The organism is Sphaerisporangium flaviroseum (assembly GCF_039537005.1).
GTDB lineage: Bacteria > Actinomycetota > Actinomycetes > Streptosporangiales > Streptosporangiaceae > Sphaerisporangium > Sphaerisporangium flaviroseum.
The window spans coordinates 413070-432291 of sequence record NZ_BAAAZR010000008.1 but is presented as its reverse complement, the minus strand read 5'-3'; the positions used below and the strand labels follow the sequence as shown (position 1 = coordinate 432291).

The 19222-nt window shown below is 69.3% G+C and carries 20 protein-coding genes; 7 read left to right on the top strand and 13 right to left on the bottom strand.

The features are described 5' to 3' along the window. Nucleotides 1–3: 3 nt before the first annotated feature. The 9 genes from ABD810_RS18325 to ABD810_RS18285 form a co-directional block, all read right to left on the bottom strand. A complete protein-coding gene (locus ABD810_RS18325; protein ID WP_344941138.1) occupies nucleotides 4–1146 on the bottom strand; it encodes an iron-containing alcohol dehydrogenase in 1143 nt (380 codons plus the stop codon). Beyond that, complete coding sequence (locus tag ABD810_RS18320; RefSeq protein ID WP_344941135.1) at nucleotides 1143–2045, bottom strand: NAD(P)-dependent oxidoreductase; 903 nt, start codon at nucleotides 2043–2045, stop codon at nucleotides 1143–1145. Before ABD810_RS18320 ends, ABD810_RS18325 begins: the two co-directional genes overlap by 4 nt. Then, nucleotides 2042–3523 (bottom strand): aldehyde dehydrogenase, encoded by a 1482-nt coding sequence (locus ABD810_RS18315; RefSeq protein ID WP_344941132.1) that lies wholly within the window; start codon nucleotides 3521–3523, stop codon nucleotides 2042–2044. The genes ABD810_RS18320 and ABD810_RS18315 overlap by 4 nt, the downstream gene beginning before the upstream one ends. A gap of 33 nt (nucleotides 3524–3556) precedes the next feature. Then, the gene (locus ABD810_RS18310; protein WP_344941130.1) at nucleotides 3557–4666 is read right to left on the bottom strand and encodes a mandelate racemase/muconate lactonizing enzyme family protein; all 1110 of its coding nucleotides are present in this window, start codon (nucleotides 4664–4666) and stop codon (nucleotides 3557–3559) included. Further along, on the bottom strand, nucleotides 4663–5166 hold the full coding sequence (fae, locus tag ABD810_RS18305) for a formaldehyde-activating enzyme (protein WP_344941127.1): 504 nt from the start codon (nucleotides 5164–5166) through the stop codon (nucleotides 4663–4665). Before fae ends, ABD810_RS18310 begins: the two co-directional genes overlap by 4 nt. Before the next feature lie 85 nt (nucleotides 5167–5251). Then, complete coding sequence (locus ABD810_RS18300) at nucleotides 5252–6223, bottom strand: glycine betaine ABC transporter substrate-binding protein (protein ID WP_344941124.1); 972 nt, start codon at nucleotides 6221–6223, stop codon at nucleotides 5252–5254. Nucleotides 6224–6269: 46 nt separating this feature from the next. After that, the gene (locus tag ABD810_RS18295) at nucleotides 6270–7076 is read right to left on the bottom strand and encodes an ABC transporter permease (RefSeq protein WP_344941121.1); all 807 of its coding nucleotides are present in this window, start codon (nucleotides 7074–7076) and stop codon (nucleotides 6270–6272) included. Beyond that, nucleotides 7066–8115 carry an ABC transporter ATP-binding protein gene (locus tag ABD810_RS18290; protein WP_344941118.1) on the bottom strand — a complete coding sequence of 350 codons (1050 nt, stop codon included), beginning with the start codon at nucleotides 8113–8115 and terminating at the stop codon, nucleotides 7066–7068. The genes ABD810_RS18295 and ABD810_RS18290 overlap by 11 nt, the downstream gene beginning before the upstream one ends. After that, on the bottom strand, nucleotides 8108–8755 hold the full coding sequence (locus ABD810_RS18285; RefSeq protein WP_425566912.1) for an ABC transporter permease: 648 nt from the start codon (nucleotides 8753–8755) through the stop codon (nucleotides 8108–8110). Before ABD810_RS18285 ends, ABD810_RS18290 begins: the two co-directional genes overlap by 8 nt. A gap of 160 nt (nucleotides 8756–8915) precedes the next feature. Here ABD810_RS18285 and ABD810_RS18280 point away from each other — a divergent pair, with 160 nt between their 5' ends. The 4 genes from ABD810_RS18280 to ABD810_RS18265 all read left to right on the top strand — a co-directional run bounded on the left by ABD810_RS18280 (nucleotide 8916) and on the right by ABD810_RS18265 (nucleotide 14298). Next, nucleotides 8916–9710 (top strand): IclR family transcriptional regulator, encoded by a 795-nt coding sequence (locus ABD810_RS18280; protein WP_344941116.1) that lies wholly within the window; start codon nucleotides 8916–8918, stop codon nucleotides 9708–9710. 401 nt (nucleotides 9711–10111) lie between these two features. Further along, the gene (locus ABD810_RS18275) at nucleotides 10112–10783 is read left to right on the top strand and encodes a DUF4352 domain-containing protein (RefSeq protein ID WP_344941113.1); all 672 of its coding nucleotides are present in this window, start codon (nucleotides 10112–10114) and stop codon (nucleotides 10781–10783) included. 90 nt (nucleotides 10784–10873) lie between these two features. Then, a complete protein-coding gene (locus ABD810_RS18270; protein WP_344941110.1) occupies nucleotides 10874–12184 on the top strand; it encodes a vWA domain-containing protein in 1311 nt (436 codons plus the stop codon). A 308-nt stretch (nucleotides 12185–12492) separates the two neighbouring features. Next, complete coding sequence (locus ABD810_RS18265; RefSeq protein WP_344941107.1) at nucleotides 12493–14298, top strand: N-6 DNA methylase; 1806 nt, start codon at nucleotides 12493–12495, stop codon at nucleotides 14296–14298. Nucleotides 14299–14331: 33 nt separating this feature from the next. On the opposite strand, the gene ABD810_RS18260 is transcribed toward ABD810_RS18265, so the two are convergent. Next, entirely contained in the window at nucleotides 14332–15246 is a 915-nt protein-coding gene (locus ABD810_RS18260) for a superoxide dismutase (protein ID WP_344941105.1), read from the bottom strand. A gap of 220 nt (nucleotides 15247–15466) precedes the next feature. On the opposite strand from ABD810_RS18260, the gene ABD810_RS18255 reads away from it, so the two are divergent. Further along, nucleotides 15467–15655, top strand: coding sequence for a hypothetical protein (locus ABD810_RS18255; protein WP_344941103.1), 189 nt, complete (start codon nucleotides 15467–15469; stop codon nucleotides 15653–15655). Here ABD810_RS18255 and ABD810_RS18250 read toward each other — a convergent pair. Next, complete coding sequence (locus tag ABD810_RS18250) at nucleotides 15633–16010, bottom strand: VOC family protein (RefSeq protein ID WP_344941101.1); 378 nt, start codon at nucleotides 16008–16010, stop codon at nucleotides 15633–15635. The two genes, ABD810_RS18255 and ABD810_RS18250, sit on opposite strands and share 23 nt — an antisense overlap. Nucleotides 16011–16201: 191 nt before the next feature. Beyond that, the gene (locus tag ABD810_RS18245; protein ID WP_344941099.1) at nucleotides 16202–16552 is read right to left on the bottom strand and encodes a winged helix-turn-helix transcriptional regulator; all 351 of its coding nucleotides are present in this window, start codon (nucleotides 16550–16552) and stop codon (nucleotides 16202–16204) included. Between the two features lie 53 nt (nucleotides 16553–16605). Between ABD810_RS18245 and ABD810_RS18240 the strand changes: the two genes are divergently transcribed. Together ABD810_RS18240 and ABD810_RS18235 are read left to right on the top strand one after the other, a co-directional pair. Then, the gene (locus ABD810_RS18240) at nucleotides 16606–17520 is read left to right on the top strand and encodes an NAD(P)-dependent oxidoreductase (RefSeq protein ID WP_344941097.1); all 915 of its coding nucleotides are present in this window, start codon (nucleotides 16606–16608) and stop codon (nucleotides 17518–17520) included. A gap of 39 nt (nucleotides 17521–17559) precedes the next feature. After that, nucleotides 17560–17787, top strand: coding sequence for a hypothetical protein (locus tag ABD810_RS18235; RefSeq protein ID WP_344941095.1), 228 nt, complete (start codon nucleotides 17560–17562; stop codon nucleotides 17785–17787). A 48-nt stretch (nucleotides 17788–17835) separates the two neighbouring features. On the opposite strand, the gene ABD810_RS18230 is transcribed toward ABD810_RS18235, so the two are convergent. Next, nucleotides 17836–19149: an aspartate aminotransferase family protein gene (locus ABD810_RS18230; protein WP_344941093.1), complete on the bottom strand. Its 1314-nt coding sequence runs from the start codon at nucleotides 19147–19149 to the stop codon at nucleotides 17836–17838. Between the last annotated feature and the right edge of the window lie 73 nt (nucleotides 19150–19222).

Genomic DNA, 19222 nt, shown 5'->3' with positions numbered 1-19222 from the left:
TGGTCAGTGGGCGGCGGTGAGGATGGCGTGGACGTCGTCCGCGCTGGGCGGGCGCGGCGTGTTCGCCATCACCTCGTCGTCGAGCGCGTCCCGGGCGAGCAGCGCGAAGTCCATCTCGGAGATGCCGTGGTCGGCCAGGCGGCCGGTGAGGCCGACCCGGGCGCCGAGCGCGGCGACCGCGTCGATGGCGGCGTCCGCGTTCCACTCGTCCGTCCTGGCGGTGTCGCCGACCCCCAGCGCGAAGGCGACATGGGCGGTGCGGGCGAGCCGTACGGGAAGGTTGAACCTGAGCACGTGCGGGAGCAGCATGGTCAGCGCGACCCCGTGCGCGATGTCGAACCGGCCCCCGAGCGGGTGCCCGATCCCGTGGCAAATGCCGAGGCCGGTGGCGGCCATGCCGACCCCGGCCATGTGCGCGGCGAGCAGCATCTGGGCGCGCGCCTGCAGGTCGCCGCCGTCGTCGTACGCCTGGGGCAGGTGCCGGGAGACCATCCTGATGACTTGCAGCGCGATCCCGTCCGACCAGGGGTTCGCCCGGATGGACGAGAACGACTCCAGCGCGTGGGTGAGCGCGTCCATCCCGGTGGCTGCCGTCGGGCCCTTGGGGAGGCCGATGGTCAGTTCGGGGTCGAGTACGGCCGCGCGGGGCAGCGAGGTGGCGTGGCCGACATAGAACTTGCGGTGGGTCTCCACGTCGGTGATCACACCGAAGGCGTTGGTCTCCGCGCCGGTTCCCGCCGTCGTCGGGACCGCGATGATCGGCAGTGCGGGAACGGCGAAGCTGGTGCGGTAGTCCAGGTCGCGGCCGCGTTGCGGGTTCACCGCCGCGACCGCGATCCCCTTGGCCGCGTCCATGGCCGAGCCTCCGCCGAGCGCGATGATCAGCTGTGAGGCCGCCTGCTCGGCGATGTCGGCGCCTACGGCGATGTCCTGGGTGGTGGGGTTGGCGTGCACGCCGGCGTACACGGCGGTCTCCAGGCCGGACAGCGCGTTCCGCACCGTGTCCAGGACGAGGGTGGCCGCGATGCCGGGGTCGGTGACGATCAGCACGCGCTCGGCGCCGGCCTCCCGGGCCAGCACGCCGAGCGTTCCGGCCGCGCCCTCGGCGAGGTGGGCGGCCGGCATCGGGGTGAGGTTCAGGTTCATGCCGTCTCCTTCAGTCGCAGAGGGGTGCCGGTGAGGTCTTCCCACAGCTTGACGGGGGTCATCTCGCCCGCCAGGTCGCCGTAGGCGGCGCGGGCGCGGCGGTACACCTGCTCGACGACGGCGGAAAGCTCGACGGGTACGCCCGTGGCGCGGGCGAGGTCGACGGCCAGCCCGAGATCCTTGCAGGCGAGGGCGATCGCGAACGACTCGTCGTAGTCCCCGTCGCGCAGGACCGACAGCACGTCGCTCTCCAGGAAGTTGCTGTTCGCGGGGCTCGCGATCAGCGCGCGGCGCAGGACGTCCAGGTCGACGCCTGCCTTGACGCCGACCGTGAGCACCTCGGTGGTCGCGACCAGGTGGGCGAACCAGAGCAGGTTGATCATGAGTTTGACCGCGTACCCCGCGCCGTTCGGGCCGACGTGCAGGACGCGTTCCGGGTCGCCCATGACGTCCAGGACCGGGCGTACCCGGTCGAATACGGCCTCATCGCCGCCGGCGAAGATCTGGAGCGTTCCGGCGCGGGCGCCCTTGGCCATCCCGGAGACCGGCGCGTCCAGTACGTGTACGCCGTGCGCGACGGCGGCCGCGCGGACCTTGTCGTCCGGGACGCTGGTCGACATGTCGATCCAGACGGCGCCGGGCACGAGGCCGTCGAGGAGGCCGTCCGGGCCGCCGAGCAGCACTGACTCCACGTGCCGAGGCGTGGGGAGCATGGTGATCACCACCTCGCGGTCCGCCCCGGTCGCCCGGGGGGTCGCCCGCCAGGTCGCGCCCAGGCTCACCAGTTCCGCGGCCGTCTCCTGCCGTAGGTCGTGCACCGCCACGTCGTGGCCGGCGGCGAGCAGATTGCGGCTCATCGGGCCGCCCATGTTGCCGAGGCCGATGAATCCGATCTTCACAGGTTGATCCAAGTCGTCTTGAGAGCCGAGTAGGCGTCGAGCGCGTGCAGGGACTTGTCGCGGCCGTGCCCGGAGTCTTTGAAGCCGCCGAAGGGGGTCATCACGTCGCTGGCGTCGAAGGTGTTGACCCATACGGTGCCGGCGCGCAGGGAGCGGGCGACGCGGTGCGCGGTGGAGAGCCGCGACGTCCAGACGGCGGCCGCGAGGCCGTACCTCGACTCGTTGGCCAGGCGGACGCCCTCCTCCTCGCCGGTGAAGGTGATGGTGGACAGCACCGGGCCGAAGATCTCCTCCTGGCCGACCCGGCCGTCGTTGCGCACGCCGTCCAGGATGGTCGGGGCGACGAAGTAGCCGCCGGACTCCTGCCTGATCCGCCCGCCGCCGGTGACGACCTCGGCTCCTTCGCCACGGCCGATGTCGAGGTAGCCGAGCACGCGGTCGAGCTGGGCGGCGTCGACGATGGCGCCCATCTCGGTGGCGGGGTCGAGCGGGTCGCCGACGGTGATGCCCTCGGCGACCTTGACGACTTCGGCCAGCAGTTCGTCGTGGATCCGGGCGTCCACCACGAGGCGGGATCCGGCGTTGCAGGTCTGCCCCGCGTTGTAGAAGATCCCCCAGGCGATCGCGGACGCGACCGCGGGCAGGTCCTCGGCGTCGGCGAGCACGAGCTGCGGGGACTTGCCGCCGAGCTCGAGGGAGACCTGCTTGCCGTTGGACTCCGCCGAGTAGGCGAGGAAGCGGCGGCCGACCTCGGTGGACCCCGTGAAGGCGATCTTGTCGATGTCGGGGTGGCGGCCGAGCGCGGCTCCGGCTACCGGCCCGAGCCCCGGCACGACGTTCAGCACGCCGTCGGGGACGCCCGCCTCGGCGGCCAGTTCGGCGAGGCGCAGCGCCGACAGCGACGATTGCTCGGCCGGCTTGAGCACGACCGAGTTGCCCATGGCCAGCGCGGGAGCGATCTTCCACGAGGTGATGATGAGCGGATAGTTCCACGGTACGACCGCACCGACCACGCCCAGCGGTTCCCGGGTGATCATCGCGAGTGTGTCTCTGGAGGTGGGCGCGATCTCGTCGTAGGTCTTGTCGAGCGCTTCGGCGTACCACTGGAAGCAGCCGGCGGCGCTCGGCACATCGACCCGTAGTGACTCGCCGATCGGCTTGCCGACGTCGAGCGTCTCCAGCAGCGCGAGCTCCTCCAGGTTCTCCCTGATCAGCTCGGCGAGACGCAGCAGCACGGCCTTCCGGTGGCGGGGCGCGGCGTTCGCCCACCCGCCGTCGTCGAAGGCCGTCCTGGCGGCCGCCACGGCCCGGTCCACGTCGTGGGCCCCCGCCGCGGACACCTCGGCGATGACCGTACCGTCACGCGGGCTCACCGTGGTGAAGGTGGCTCCATCGGCGGCGCCGGTGAACGCGCCGCCGATGAACAACTCGGTTCGCGGCGCGATCGTCGCCGCACTCTCATGCCACTGTCCGGACATGTCCATCCTCTTCTGGAAGCATCCTCATGCGACTCAGGTCAGGGACCAGCGGCGTACCGCGTCGTGGTCGATCCCGACGCCGAGTCCCGGAGCGTCGGGCACGTTCAGGTAACCGTCCGCGTCGACCTCCAGCGAGCGCGTGAGAAAGAAGTCACGGCGCTGCGGGGTCCACCCCGGCGGGTCATAGGGGAACTCGACGTACGGCCCGCCACCCACGCCGGCGACGACGTGCAGGTTGGCGAGCACGCCAAGGCCGTTGCTCCACGTGTGGGGCGTGAACCAGCGGTGCTTGGAGAAGGCGAGCTCCGCCACCGTACGGGCGCGCAGCATGCCGACCGACAGCACCACGTCCGGCTGGTACACATCCAGCGCGTCCGATTCGAGCAGGTGCAGCAGCTCGGGCATCGTGCGTACCATCTCGCCGCCCGCCACCCGGATGCCGGTCTGGGCGCGGACCATGCGCATGCCCGGGATGTCGTACTGGGGAAGCGGCTCCTCCAGCCAGAGCACGCCGAGTTCGGACAGCTCCTCAGCGAGCCGCCGCACGGAGGCGAGGTCGAGCGCCGCGTCGATGTCACCGGCCATCCGCCAGAGCTGGTTGAGGTCCACCATGATCTCGATGTCGTCGCCGACGGCCTCGCGGGTGGCCCGTACCGCGGCGACCCCCTCACCGGTCCGCTCGCGGGCGATACGGATCTTCATGGCCTTGAAGCCCGCCTCTTTGGCGGCGAGCGCGGCCTCCACCCGGGCACCCGGCGGTTTGAGCTCGCCGAACGACGCGTAGGCGGGCAACCGGCGTGCGGCGCCGCCGAACAGCGTGGCCACCGGCTGGCCGCACACCTTGCCGAAGATGTCCCAGAGCGCCGCCTCCAGCGGCCAGTAACGTCCCGCGTGGAAGTTCACGGTCTCCAGCGTCTTGACGTGGTTGACGATCGCGAGGGGGTCACGGCCCACGAACAGGTGCTCGTAGGCCGCGAAACCGTCCATCGTGTCGCCCGACCCGTAGCCGGTGATGCCCTCGTCGGTCTCCACGGTGACCAGGGTCGCGTCGAACCAGGTGCGGGGCACGGGATCCCAGGCCGCGTTGAACGGCGGGTCCAGTGGTAACCGCATCCGGTCCAGGCGGATCTCGGTGATCTTCACATGCTCCCCGAAGCCGTGTAGAAGGGGTTGGCCGGCGCGTGCCGGGCGGCCAGCACCTCGTCGAGCGAGGGTGTACGGCTCGCGCCCGCGCGCAGCGCGGCATGAGTCGCCTCCCGGTTGTTGGCGTAGACGGTGTCGGCGTCGGCGGCCTTGGGATTGACCCACACCGCGGCGACGATTACGAGATCGTCGACCTCGGCCGGCGGGATGACCCCCTCGGCCACCGCGTCCATGACGCCGGCGGCCACGCCTGCCTGTGCGGCGCCCCACGTCAGGTCGGCGTGGGTTTCGGAGTCCACGGCCGCCTTGTTGACGAAGAGCGTCATCGGCTTGGCGGGCAGGCCCGGCCGCAACACGGCGACGAACGGCACGTGGCCGGCCGAGGGGGTGGCGAGGGCGGTGGCCCACGCCGTGCCGGCGGGGCCGTCCCGGTGGCCGATGACCGTGTTGACGTGCGCCGCTTCGGCCCCGTCGCCGATGAAGCTCTCCCCGATGTTCACTTGATCAGCACCTGCCGCTTCTCTCGATGAGACCCTGACGCTTCACTTGATCAGGCCCTGGGCACTTCACTTGATGAGGCTCTGGCTACTTCTTGATGAGGCCCTGCTCGGCGAGCCAGTCGTGGGCGACCGTCCGCGGCTCGAGACCATCGGCGTCGACCTTGGCGTTCAGGCTCTGCATCACCTGGTCGGTGAGCTTCTGTGCCACCGGGGCCATGATCGTCTCAACCTGCGGGTACTTGGCGTTGGTCTCCTGGCGCATGGTCAGGGCCGCGTTGTAGACGGGGAAGAAATGCTCGTCGTCCTCCAGCACGGTGAGGCCGAGGGAGGCGATACGGCCGTCGGTCGCGAAGACCTCGCCGAAGTTGCAGGTGGAACCCTTCTTCGTCTCGGTGTAGATCAGGCCCGTGTCGACGGACTTGACGTTGTCCTTGGGCACGTCGAGCCCGTACGCGGCGGCCACGCCGGGCCAGCCGTCGTCCCGGGTGGAGAACTCACTCTCGATGCAGAACGTCGCCTCGGCCGGCTTGGACTTCACCAGTCCGGCCAGGTCGGAGAGCTTGGTGACGCCGAGCTCGGCCGCCTTCTCCTTGCGGATGGCGAAGGCGTAGGTGTTGTTGAGCGGAGCTCTGGTCCCCCAGAAGACCTTGTTCTGCGCCAGGTCGTCCTTGGCGACCGCGGCGTACTGCTGCTCGGGGTCCGCAAGCGGCTTGGTCTGCTTGAGGTAGGTGACCCAGCCCGTGCCGGTGTACTCCCAGTACATGTCGATCTGGCTCGACGTCAGGGCGGTGCGCGTGTTGGTCGAGCCCTTGATGTTCGTCTTGTCGACGACCTCCGCGCCGTGCGCGCGCAGCATCTCCATGGTGATCTGGCCGAGGATGATCGACTCGGAGAAGTCCTTGGAGCCGACGATGAATTTGGCGTCCTTCAGTTCCTGGCCGAGGCTGCCCTGCTCGGACGCGGACGCGGACGTGCCGCCGCCGCATCCGGCGAGTGCCGTGACCGCGGTGATCGCCGCGATCCCGGCCAGGATCGTGCGCCGGGTGGGTGTGTGCATGGTGAGCCTTCCAGGGGGATCAGGGGGGTTGTGCGGATGTCTTGGGTCAGATGCCTCTGGGGCGCAGGGCATTCTCGGTGACGCTGCCGAGCCAGTCCACGAAGAACGCGATGACCGCGGTCAGGACGCCACCGGTGACCAGCACCGGAGTTCGCTGCAGCTTGATGCCGTTGACGATGATGTCGCCCAGGCCGCCCGCGTTCACGAAGGTCGCCAGCGTGGCCACGCCCACCGCCATCACGAGCGCGGTGCGCAGACCTGCGAGGATCACCGGCACCGCCAGCTTGATCTCGACCCGCCGTAGCACCTGACCGCGGGTCATGCCCATGCCGCGTGCGGCCTCGATCAGCGCCGGGTCCACCTGCTGGATGCCGATGATCGTGTTCCGGAGCACCGGAAGCACCGCGTACGCGATCAGGCCCACCAGCGCGATCGTGAATCCGATGCCGAACTGGATCGTCAGCAGCGCGAGCAGGCCGATCGCCGGAGTCGCCTGGCCGAGGTTGGCGAGGCCGAGCACGACCGGGCTGAGCCACCGCGCTCCCGGCCGGGAGAGGAGTATCCCGACGGGGATCGCGATGATGACGACGAGAAGCGTCGCGACCGCCGTGAGCCGGAGATGTTCCAGGACCCGGGTGTGGATGTACTCCCAGTTCAGGGTCCGCTGCTCGATGCTGTCGAGGGCCAGGCCCGACACCCACAGGTAGAGGACGAGCAGGACGGCCGCGAGCGCGAGCGGGGTGCCGAGGTACCGGAGCACCGGCCGCCGCCGGCCGCCGGGCTCGGCCGCCGTGGCGCCCGGAGAGGAGATGGCCAAGGGGGGAGCGGACGCCGTCCGCGTTTCACCGGACACCGGACACCGGCCATTCCCCGGCGGCGCCGGCCTGCTCCCCGGTGAGGCCGGCCTGCTCGCCGGTGACCGACGCGCAGATCTGGGCGAACGTCACCACTTTCCCGTCGACCGCGATCTCCTGACGGCCGTGGGCGACCATCGCGTCCAGCGCCTGGCGCAGCGTCGCGCTCCCCGCTATCTGGGGAAGGCCGTCGGTCGCGGCCGCGCTCGTGCCTGTGGTCGTGCCCGTGCTCGTGGACCGGGAGAGAAGGGAGACCGGGATCAGGGCGAGCCGTTTCAGCGTGGCGTCGGTTCCGATGAACCCCGCGACGTAGTCGTCCGCGGGGGCCGCGAGGATGCGCGCCGGGGTGTCGTACTGCGCGATCCTGGAGCTCTCCCGCAGGACCGCGATGCGGTCACCCAGCTTGATGGCTTCCTCGAAGTCGTGCGTGACAAAGATGATCGTCTTCTTGAGCTCCCGCTGGAGCCTGAGGAACTCGTTCTGCAGCCGCTCCCGGGTGATCGGGTCGGTGGCTCCGAAAGGCTCGTCCATCAGCATGACCGGCGGGTCGGCGGCAAGTGCCCTCGCCACCCCGATCCGCTGTTGCTGTCCGCCGGAAAGCTGCCGGGGGAAACGGCCGCGGAACGCCGCGGGGTCGAGCCCCACCAGGTCCAGCAACTCGTCCACCCGGCGGGCGATCTTGTCCTTGCTCCACTTGAGCAGCCCAGGTACGAGCCCGACGTTCTCGGCGATCGTCAGGTGCGGGAAGAGGCCGATCTGCTGGATGACGTAGCCGATATGGCGGCGCAGCTCGTCCGGGCGCATGGCCAGCACATCGGTGCCACCGATGCGGATCGCGCCCGAGGTCGGTTCGATCAGCCGGTTGATCATTTTCATGGTCGTCGTCTTGCCGCAGCCGGAGGGGCCGACGAGGACGACCAGCTCCCCCGCGGGAATGTCGAGCGTGACGTTGTCGACCGCGGGATCGGCCTGGCCGGGGTAGCGCTTCGTGAGCCCGTCCAGCTCGATGCGTGCGCCGCTGGAAGTGGTGTCAAACACGGAGACCCCTCGCGGTGGTGAGGCGACGGATGACGACATAGAAGAGGTCGAAGAGGAGGGCCAGGACGACCACGCCGAGGGTGCCGGCGAGCGCGGAGTTGAGCGCGTTGACCGAGCCGAGCCGGGAGAGCCCGTCGAAGATCTGGTTGCCCAGGCCGGGACCCGCGACGTAGGCGGCGATGGCCGCGATACCGATGATCATCTGGGTCGAGACCCGGATGCCGGTGAGGATCACCGGCCAGGCCAGCGGGAGCTGCACCCGGGTCATCACTCCGGAGGCGCTCATCCCGACGCCGCGCCCCGCCTCCACGATCGCGGGATCGACGCCCTTCAGGCCGACGACGGTGTTCCGCACGATCGGGAGCAGGGAGTAGAGGACGAGCGCGACCACCGACGGTCCCCAGCCGAGGCCGAGGAACGGGATGAGCAGGCCCAGCAACGCGAACGAGGGGATCGTCAGGAACCCGCCGGACGTGCCGATGGCGAACGCCGCCCAGCGTGGGCTCCGGTAGGTCAGCATTCCGATCCCGACCCCGATGATCGTCGCGATGACCAGCGAGATGGCGACGACGACCGCGTGCTCAAGCGCCGCCTGGGTCAGCAGATCCCATCGAGAGGCGATGTATTCGCTGAGGCTCACAAGCTCCTCCTCCCGGTCGTTGGTAACGGAACGGTAGGACGGAGTTCTTGTGAGTGCAATACTAGTTGCGGTGAATGCAAGCGATTATCCATGGTCGAATAGACGGCCAGCGGCTAGCCTGCCTCCCATGGCACCTCCCGCATCGAGTGAACCAGATCGTTTGCGCAGCTCACGGACCCAAGCCCCCTCCGCGGGGCTGCGAAGGGACCTGGAGATCCTCGAGTTGCTGGCCAACGCCGACCCACAGGGCGGGCTGGGAGTGAGCCGGATCGCCGAGATCCTCGGCCGCGAGAAGAGCCAGATGTCCCGCGCGCTCAAGGCGCTGGAGGCCGAGGGCATGGCGGAGCGCGACGGCGAGACCCTCGAATACCGCCTCGGTTGGCGGCTCTACGCTCTCGCGGCGCGTGGCGGGGAGACCCGGCTGGTCCAGATCGCCACGCCCTACCTTCGCCGCATGGTGGGTGCGCTCAACGAGACCACCCATCTTTGCGTGCTACGCGGCTCGGCGGTGCTGACCTTGCGCTCAGTGTCGCCTTCGCACGCCTTCCGCGGTCTCGGGTGGGAAGGGGTGACCGTGCCGGCGCCGATGACCTCCGCGGGGCGGGTGCTGGTGTCGGACTGGGAGCCCCAGGCGCTGCGCTCGCTGCTGGCGGAGGCCGGCACCCTGCCGGCCGGGCCACGCGCACGGGCCGCCGACGATCTGCTGGCCGAGATCGCGGGCATCCGCAGGCGTGGTTACGCCGCGGTCAACGAAGAGTTCGAGGAGGGGCTGGTCGGCGTCTCGGCGCCGGTACGGGACTTCAGGGGCGCCATTGTCGCCGCGATCAACGTTTCGGCGCCGAAAGGCCGTCTTGGAAGCCGGCTCGACGACGCGGGACGGCTGACACTGACCGTCGCCCAGGAGCTGTCCGCCGAGCTCGGGTTCCACCCCTCCGGCGGACGGCCACTCCGGTAGCGGTCACCCCGGGGCAACGCACAGCCCGCCGGAGCATCTCGGAACGCGCCACGAGAGGCCGGCGATCTTGACGCGGGCGCAGGTCCGGATGAACGATCAGGACATACGCCTCCCAAGCGGCGATAGCCATAACACTTGTGCACTCGATTCACATATGATTCACTAGGTGCGTACGTCAGATTGATGGAAGCCGCCGTGACGCACGACAGATGACTCTGGAGCGTTCCAGCTCCTGTCATCGGTCGCGAAGATCGCGACGGCACCCGACCGCACCGCGGAACCACCACGCATGGTCGACATGCGCGTGAACCCCTGTTCGCCGTCACTTCCTGCCCGCACGTCTCCCGTGTGCGGCCCGCCGACCACCTGATCACCTGATTCCCTTCACCAGGAGTTTCGTCATGCACGGAAACCAACCGCCCGACGGTCCACCGCAGTACGGCTACGCGCAGCCGTACCCGCAGACCGTCATCGTGCGAAAGCATGGCGGCGGCTGTCTGCGGGCGTTCCTCGTCGGCGCCGCTGTGATGGCCGGGCTGATAATCCTCGGCACCCTCATCAGCGGAGGGGGTTCGGACGATGCGTCGTCCGACGGCGGTCGCAGCGACACCACCGCCTCGACGTCCGCGAAGAACACGGAGAAGGGGAAGAAGCAGGAGCAAGCCAAGCCAAAATCGCCCGGCATCGGTGACGTCGTCAAGGATGGCAGGTTCGCCTTCAGGGTCACCAAGGTCGAGAAGGGCCTGTCCCAGGTCGGTGAGGGTTTCACCATCTCGAAGGCGCAGGGGCAGTACGTGCTCATCCACCTCACTGTGAAGAACATCGGCGACGAGGCTCAGCTCTTCACCGACTCCGGCCAGAAGCTTCTCGACACCGAGGACCGTCAGTACGACGCGGCCACGGGAGCCGCTGCACTCGCACTCGACGACTCCAACGCCTTCCTCAACAACATCAACCCCGGCAACTCCGTACGCGGCATCCTCCTCTTCGACGTGCCGAAGGGTTTCCAGCTCAGGGCGGTGGAACTCCACGACTCCGTCTTCTCCGACGGCGTCACCGTCGCCCTGTCCTGACGTTCCGGCCCACCGCGGCCGGCCCCCCATCACCTCGCCGTGAAACCACGTGGTCCCCAGCGGGACCCGGACACCGACAGGACATGTGCCATGCACGTCACCGCCTACCTGGATCTCGACGTGGTCCCGTTGGACCAAGAAGACGAAGTCACGATCCTGGTACAGATGACCGCCCCGCCTCCGGCAGGCTCCGGCAAGCGGTCCCCCGCCACCCTTCAGGTCGTCCTCGACCGCAGCGGCTCCATGAGTGGCGACCGCCTCCAAGGCGCGCAGCGCGCACTGTTCACGCTGATCGACCGGCTGGACCCCACCGACAACTTCGGCCTGGTCAGCTTCGACGACACCGCCAGGGTTGAGGTTGCCACCGGCCCGCTGACCGGCAAGGCCGCAGCCAAGGAAAGGGTCGCCGCGCTCCGGCCCGGCGGGTCCACGGATCTGTCGAGTGGTCTGCTACGCGGCATCCAGGAGGCCCACCGGAGCGCGGCCGGCCGCGGCGCGACACTCCTACTGATCTCCGACGGGCACGCCAACATGGGCATCACCAACCCGGCGCGGCTCGCTGTGGTGGCCATGGCCGCCCAGCGGCAGGGCATCTCCACCACGACCCTGGGATATGGCCTCGACTACGACGAGGCTCTCATGGCCGCCATCGCCGATGGAGGAGCCGGCAGCGCCCTGCACGCCGAGGACCCGGACACGGCGGGACGGCTCATCGCCGACGAGGTCAGCGGCGTCCTTGCCAAGGCGGCTCAGGCGGCTTCGCTGACCGTCACCCCTCTCGTCCCGGACACACAGCTGATCGTCTACGGCGGGTTGCCCGGGCATCGGCTGCCAGACGGGTCGATCATGACCGAGCTCGGTGATCTCTACGCGGGCGAGACACGCAAGGCGCTGCTCCGGCTGATCCTCCCCGGCATTGCCTCCCTCGGCCCGGCCACCGTCGCGCGGCTCGTCTTCACCTACGTGGAGACCGAGACGCTGACGACGTACAGCGTCACCGTTCCGGTCACGGTGAACGTCGCCGCTGGGGATGAGGCCGCGAGCCGTACGCCGGACCTCGTCGTGCGGGCGGAGCGTCTCTTTCAGGACGCCCAGGACGCCAAGCGGCAGGCCGCCGAGGCCATGGGCCGGGACGACGTCGCCGAGGCCGAGCGACTCCTCACCTCCGCTCGGGAGGAGCTTGAGAAAGGACTGGCCTGGGCGCCGAACGCCGCAGAGCTGGCCGCCGAGGTGAAGGAGCTGAAGGAGTACGCCCGCGACGCCCACCTGCACCGCAAGCGGGTCTCCAAGGAGGCCCTCGCGAGCTGGCACCGCGGATCCCGCAAGCGCGGCCGCCACTCCCCCGAGCCCGAAGACTCCTCCGATGCCGCCCCCTCCAGCGACCCGTCCGATCAGAACTGAGCACAAGCCACCGCCCGTGGACGCTGGTCCGTCGCCGAGACCTCCTGAGCACCTCAGTGGAAGTACAGGACGATGATCCGGTGGGCTGGATCTCGATGCCTCCGCCGGTGGATGGCATGTCGTGTTCGCAGGCCGCAGCGTGAACCCCGTACACGTGTTACGGGCGCTGAACCCGCCTCCTTCGGCGTCCTAGACTAGGTTTGCACTCACACAAGACGTGTCGACGCGGGAACGCGTCGGAATGGCAGACCAGGAGGCCGGCGATCAGCGGAGAAGAGGCGACCATCACCTCGGCTGACATCGCACGCATGGCAGGTGTCGGTCGTGCTGCCGTCAGTAACTGGCGGCGGCGGCATGAGGACTTTCCCGAGCCCGTCGGCGGCACGGCGACCAGCCCGACCTTCTCCCTCAAGGACGTCGAGGCGTGGCTGCTCGGCCAGGGCAAGGTCGAGGAACTGCCCTTGCAAGAGCGGGTCTGGCAGCAGATCAGGGCGGCCACCGATGAGATCCGGCTCGGCGAGGTGGTAGCCGAGGCGACCGAGCTGCTGCGTGGCCATGGCAAGCCGTGGCTGGTCCCCCGGCCCACGTGGAAGCTCATCGAGCAGTACGCCGAAGAGCAGGGCGCCATCGAGGCGATCCGGTTTCTGCTGGACCGCTTCGCCGACGTTCATTCACGCCGGCTGGCGGAGACGCCTGCCGAGGTGGCGGACTTCATGGTCAAGCTGGCCGGCCCAGACGTCCGGACGGTGCTGGATCCCGCCTGCGGGCTGGGGATACTCCTGGCCGCGACGAGCGGGGCGGAGCGCGCGTACGGGCAGGAGAGCGAAGGCGCGCTCGCCCGGCTGGCGCAGGCGCGCCTCTCGCTGGCCGAGATCGACGGCGTGGTCAAGACCGGTGACTCCCTCCGCCAGGACGCCTGGCCGGGCGTGACCGTGGACGCCGTGGTGTGCCACCCCCCGTTCAACGAGCGCAACTGGGGATACGACGGGCTGACGAGCGACCCGCGCTGGGAGTACGGCCTGCCGCCCAAGTCGGAGTCGGAGCTTGCCTGGGTCCAGCACGCGCTCGCTCACCTGAACCCCGGCGGTATCGCGGTCATGCTGATGCCCGCCATCGCCGCCAACCGCCGGTCCGGTCGGCGGATCCGCAGCAACCTGCTCCGCCGCGGCGTCATCCAGGCCGTGATCGGGCTCCCGCCGAAGATGGCGTCGGGCACCGGTCTTCCCGTGCACGTCTGGGTTCTGCGCAAGCCCACGGGCGACAGCCGTACCCCTTCGCGCGTGCTGATGTCGGAGGCCGAACCGGCCACATTCGGCACCATCGTCGAACACTGGCGAGAATTCCAGGCCGATCCCGATGGTGACATGGACCGACCCGGCGTGAGCCGCACCGTCCCGATCATCGAACTGATCGACGAGGACATCGACGTGACCCCGGCACGGCACGTGAGCGTGGCGGACGAGGCGGGAGGCGACTATCCATCCATCCGCGACCAGTTCGTCCGCCGCCTCGAACGCCTCTTGACGCTCGTCCCCGAGGCGCTCCCGGGCAGGGCCCGCGAGATGCCGATGGTCCCCCTCTCCGAGCTGGAACGGACCGGAGCGCTCACGATCCACCAGGCCGGCCGGTACGACATCGACGGTTCGGGTGAGCGGGTACTCGAAGCCGGACTTCTGTTCACGGGAGGGCCTGTCGTGGCGCGCACGCAGCCCGCGAACAGGATCGTGATCCAGCCGGGTGACGTGGTCGTCGCGACGCGCGATCGGGAGGTCGCGGCCGAGGTGGTGGAGGATACCGGCCTGATCCTCGGCCCACGACTCACCCTTCTCAGGCCCGATCCGGACCGTCTCGATCCATACTTCCTCACCGGCTTCGTGCGGACCTTGTCGGTGTCGACGGGCGGCACCCAGTCAGGCCTGACACGGTTCGAACCAAGGCGCTCCCAGGTGCCCCGGCTGCCCCTGGACGAGCAGCGGCGGTACGGCGAGGCCTTCCGGAGGCTTTTCGCTTTCGAGGCCGAGTTGAGAGAGGTGAACGGTTCCGGGGTGTTGGCCGCGGTGTCGGTCGCCATGGGGCTCGCCAGCGGCGCGCTCGATCCTGCGTCACCGGCGTAGCCCCGTGAGGCGACAGTTCGTCCGAGCCTTGGCTCAGTGGCGGCGGATCGCCACCACGTCGTACGGCGTGGTCGGGGTGGGGGGCGTGGTGAAGCGGGCGTTGGGGAGGTAGAGCCGGCCGTGGAACGCCGCGACGGTGGTCGGGACGTCGAAGCGCGGGTCGGTCAGTTTCCGCAAGAGCTCTCCCGAAGTGCCGTCCCGGCTCAGCCGGAAGACCGCCACGGTGTTGAGCCGGTTCTGGACGACGTAGAGCGTGCGCCCTTCCAGCAGCAGGCCATCGCCGTTGGTCAGGACCTCACCTCCCAGGTCCACCAGCGTCGCCGCGCCGGTCGACGGGTTCACCCGGAACAACTTGCCGGCGTTGGACTGGACGACGAGCAAGGCCTTGTGGTCCGGTGTCGGCGCGATGCCGTTGGCGTTCGTACCGGTGGCGTACGCGATGTCCCCGCTCAGCGGCACCCGTACGGCCTCCTTCGGCAGCGTTCCCGCGACTCCGAGTGGCAGCTTGTACAGGGCGGGGTTGGCCGAATCGGTGAACCACGCGGCTCCCGCCGTGAGCACCACGTCGTTCACGAAGGAGGTGCCGGTGACGAGCGGGTAGGTGGCGAGCACCTCGCCGGTCCGGGTGTCGATCACCCGAGCGTTGCCACCCGAGCCGCCGGCGACGAAGAGGCGCCCACGGGAGTCGGTCTTCATGCCCAGCGACGGAGTGCCCGGCCCGGGGTTGATGATCCGGCCTTCGCCAGTGCGGAGGTTCGCCTGGTAGATCGCCCCGGTCGCGCGTGAGCCGAAATAGGCCACAGGCCCTGGCCCGATCGCTATCCCTTCAGGCTGGAATCCGTCGGGCAGCGAAAACCTGTCCGGGTAAGTATGGGCGCCGGTCTCCGCATGCGCGGGCACTCCAACGAGCACGAAGAGCAGTCCGAGTAAGACAGCTGCCACTTTCATGGGCAAATATCCCATCTGTATCGAGCGTCCTGATTAGCCGGAATGCCCGCTTGGCTAGCCGCTCTAACGCATGAAGCCTTGCCAGGTTCCCCTAGGAGACGGCCGCGTCCGCCGCCACGGGCGACCGCCAGGGTCCCCCGGCTCGGGTTCACCTCCTTGATCGTGAGAACCTAATCAAGATCATCGTCCTGTCATCGTCGCTCGCTCACATGGAAGACCCGTGCTCGCGCCGCTGAAGGATCTCGCCCAGGTTGTAGAGCGCGTCCGCCTCCCCGGCACGGTCGCCGCTCTGGCACGTCCCGCCGACGCCCTCACCCTTCACACCGCCCGGCCGCTAGGCGCCACCTTGACACCACGCAAGCTGACTCCGGAAGGGTCTCTCCGCGTCATCCGCCGTACGGACGGGTGATGATCTCCAGGTTGTGGTCGTCGGGGCCGAGCCAGTACAGGCCGCGGCCGCCGTCGTTCGTGTTGATCTCGCCGGGCCGGCGGTGGTAGGGGTCGGCCCAGAACTGCAGCCCTCGTTCCCTGATGCGGCCCCATATCTGGTCGAACTCCTCCTCACCGACCAGGAAGGCGTAGTGCTGAGGGTGTACGGGACCGTCGGCCTGGATGACGTCGAGCGATATGTCGTTGTCCAAGTTCACGACACGGAACGGCCCGAAGATCGGCGCCGGCGGGAGCCCGAGTATCTCGACGAGGAAGCGGGCGGTCAGCTCGCGGTCACGAGCCTCGACGATGGTGTGGTTCAACTGCACGGACATGTCCTGTTTCCTCTCAGGAGGCCAGTGGGTCAGGTGGATACCGCGTCCGCGCGGCGGTGAGCCGGGCACACGCCGGCCGGTGGCCACCTTTTTGTGGGTACTTGCCCGCCGCGCCGGAGCGGCGTGAAGCTTGGTCGCGGGCGGTCGAAATGGCCGTCCGGTCCATATCAGACGGGCGGGTCGGCGGTGTATCAGGAGACCGATCGGGACTCGGCCAGCTTCTCCAGGCGCCGGTGGCCCCAGTCGGAAAGCGGCTCCAGCGCTTCGGAGAGATCGCGGCCGAACCCGGTCAGGGAGTACACGGTCTTCAGTGGCCGCACATCGTGCACTTCCCGGTGGACCAGCCCGTCGGCCTCCATCTCGCGGAGCGTCTGAGTCAGCACCTTCTCGGTGAGGCCTGGCAGCCGCCGGCGCAGCTCGCCGGGACGATGCGGGCCGGATTCCAGGAGCCAGAGCAAAAGCGTCTTCCACTTGCCGTCGATCACGGCGACCGCGGCGGTCACTCCGCAGACGTCCGGGTCCTGGGCACGACTGCGCGTCATCTGCATCCCATCCGTCGTCGTTCGTCATTTCAGGATATTTCAGGAGCTGAACCATGATCTCGCACACTGACCAGTCTGCCGTCACCGTGCTCGGCCTGGGGCCGATGGGCCGGGCCCTGGCCGGCGCCTTTCTGGACGCCGGACTGCGGACCACGGTCTGGAACCGGACGCCGGGCAAGGACCGGGAATTGGTCGAGCGGGGCGCGGCCGGCGCCCGATCACCTGAGGAGGCGGTCGCCGCGAGCAGGTTGGTCGTGGTCTGCGTGGTGAACCAGGACGCCGGGGACGCCATCATGCGGCACGGCCCGGTCACCGACGCCCTCAAAGAACGCACTGTCGTGAACCTGACCGCCGACACCCCCGACCGGGCGCGGGACACCGCGACCTGGGCGGCCGAGCATGGCATCGAGTACCTGGACGGTGCGATCATGACACCGGCCACCACCATTGGAACACCGGCCGCGGTGTTCCTCCACAGCGGCGCCTCGGAGCTCTACCGCCGGCACCGGCCGGTGCTGGACGCCCTGGGCGGGACCCACACCCACCTCGGTGAGGACATCGGCCGGGCCGCCGCATACGACATCGCGTTGCTCGACGTCTTCTGGACCGCGATGGCGGGCTACGCGCACGCCATCGCCCTGGCCAGAGCCGAGGGGGTCACCGCGCGGGAGCTCGCACCGTTCGCCAAGGGCATCGGCACGATCCTTCCGGCGATCTTCGAGCGAGGCGCGGAGGAAGTGGACAGCGGCCGGTTCTCGGGCGAGGACAACCCGATCACCTCGGCGGTGTCGTCCATGGCCCATATCGTCCACACCTCCGAGGCCCATGGCATCGACGCGGGGGTGATGCGCGCGGCCGAAGGCCTGGCGCGGCGCGCCATCGGACGGGGCCACGGCACCGACGGGTTCCTCCGGATCACCGAGATCCTGAACCCCGACGCGCCGGGAAGGCCTGTAGCGACCTTGTAAGGCCGCGGCGACCTCCTTGCGGTCGCCGCCCACGATCCTGTGCACGGCAGCCGCCACGACTACACCGCTGTTCGGGGCGACCACTACATTCGCCTGGCCGGGCAGCTCGCGGACGTGGACCGGCCTGCCCTGAAAGCGGCCCTGGCCGGTGCGCGACCGGCCACGGGCACCGGCACGCCCTCTCCGCCGCCGCGCCCCGTGGAGCGCGGCGACCTGCCGACCAGCGGCGACGGCGCACCCGACAACGAGGTCGGCCCCGGCGGCTGATCGCTCGACATGGCAGGAAAGCATATGAGGGAGGACGGCTCCGTCTGTTCAGGACAGGAACTTGGGGGCGATGTCGCCGATCGCCGTTTCCAGGATCTCCAGGCCCAGGTCCAGCTCGCCGATGGTGGAGGTGAGCGCGGGGGCGATCCGGAACACCCCGCCCATGCCGGGGAGCTGGACCACGTTCATGTGCAGGCCCAGCTCCAGGCAGCGCCGGGTGACCGCCGCGCCCAGCTTGTCCGAGCCCTCCTTGGTCTCGCGGTCCAGGACCAGCTCCAGGCCGACCAGCAGGCCCCGGCCGCGCACGTCCCCGATCACCTCGTGCCGCTCCGCCATCGCGATCAGGCCTTGCCGCAGGTGCGCGCCGAGCTCGGCGGCCCGCCGGTCCAGCCGATCGCGTTCCAGTACGTCCAGCACGGTGTTGCCGACCGCCGCGACCAGCGGGTCGGAGACGTGCGTGGTGAAGAACAGGAAACCGCGCTCGTGCGCGGCCTGCTCGATCTCCTCGCTGGTGACCACCGCGGCCAGCGGCAGTCCCGCGCCCAGTGTCTTGGACAGCGTGATGATGTCCGGTACGACGCCGTCACGCTGGAAGGCGTACCAGTCGCCGGTGCGACACAGGCCGGTTTGCGCCTCGTCCAGGATCAGCAGCATGCCGCGCTCGCGGCATTTGTCGCGCAGCGCGGCCAGGTAGCCGGGCGGTAGGTCGAGCACACCACCCGAGCTGAGGATCGGTTCGACGATGCAGGCGGCCAGGCCGCCCACCGACTGCACGTCGACCAGATCGAAGGAGAAGTCGAGCTGCCGCCGCCAGTCCAGTTCACCGCTCGGGGTGAGGAAATCGGGCCGGTACGGGTTCGGGGCGGGAATCGCGAAATTACCGGGCGTGGCCGGACCGTACCCCTTCCGGCCCGAGCTGTAGGTGGCGTTCGCGGCGGCCTGCGTCATCCCGTGCCAGGAGCGGGTGAACGACACGATTTCATGCCTGCCGGTGACCAGCTTGGCCATCCTGATCGCCGCCTCGTTCGACTCGGCGCCGGTGCTCAGCAACAGCACCTTGCTCAGGGGATCGGGCAGCGAGCCGGCGAGGCGGCGGGCCAGGTCGACGACCGGACGGCTGAGCATGCCGCTGAACAGGTGGTCGAGTGTGGCGGCCTGGCGCTGGACGGTGGCGACGACGTCGGGATGCGAGTGCCCGAGGATCGCGCTCATCTGCCCGGAGGTGAAGTCGAGGATGCGACGACCATCGGCGGTGAACACGAAGCCGCCCTCGGCTCGTTCGATGATCTCCGGGACGAAGCTTCCTGCTCCGGAGTAACGGACGAGGTGACGGTCGGCGTCCGACCAGAAGGTGTCAGTCATGAGTTCACGGTAAGAAGTCGCCGAGCATCACGTCCATGCGGGCGAGACCGGTCAGGGCAGGATTGCCGAGGGC

What these genes read in the sequence shown, in the direction of transcription:
- ABD810_RS18270 (WP_344941110.1), top strand. Translation starts at nt 10,874, where the DNA reads ATGCACGTCACCGCCTACCTGGATCTCGACGTGGTCCCGTTGGACCAA.
- ABD810_RS18300 (WP_344941124.1), bottom strand. Translation starts at nt 6,223, where the DNA reads ATGCACACACCCACCCGGCGCACGATCCTGGCCGGGATCGCGGCGATC.
- ABD810_RS18250 (WP_344941101.1), bottom strand. Translation starts at nt 16,010, where the DNA reads ATGTCCGTGCAGTTGAACCACACCATCGTCGAGGCTCGTGACCGCGAG.
- ABD810_RS18240 (WP_344941097.1), top strand. Translation starts at nt 16,606, where the DNA reads ATGATCTCGCACACTGACCAGTCTGCCGTCACCGTGCTCGGCCTGGGG.
- ABD810_RS18275 (WP_344941113.1), top strand. Translation starts at nt 10,112, where the DNA reads ATGCACGGAAACCAACCGCCCGACGGTCCACCGCAGTACGGCTACGCG.
- ABD810_RS18325 (WP_344941138.1), bottom strand. Translation starts at nt 1,146, where the DNA reads ATGAACCTGAACCTCACCCCGATGCCGGCCGCCCACCTCGCCGAGGGC.
- ABD810_RS18245 (WP_344941099.1), bottom strand. Translation starts at nt 16,552, where the DNA reads ATGACGCGCAGTCGTGCCCAGGACCCGGACGTCTGCGGAGTGACCGCC.
- ABD810_RS18260 (WP_344941105.1), bottom strand. Translation starts at nt 15,246, where the DNA reads ATGAAAGTGGCAGCTGTCTTACTCGGACTGCTCTTCGTGCTCGTTGGA.
- ABD810_RS18315 (WP_344941132.1), bottom strand. Translation starts at nt 3,523, where the DNA reads ATGTCCGGACAGTGGCATGAGAGTGCGGCGACGATCGCGCCGCGAACC.
- ABD810_RS18265 (WP_344941107.1), top strand. Translation starts at nt 12,493, where the DNA reads ATGGCAGGTGTCGGTCGTGCTGCCGTCAGTAACTGGCGGCGGCGGCAT.
- ABD810_RS18230 (WP_344941093.1), bottom strand. Translation starts at nt 19,149, where the DNA reads ATGACTGACACCTTCTGGTCGGACGCCGACCGTCACCTCGTCCGTTAC.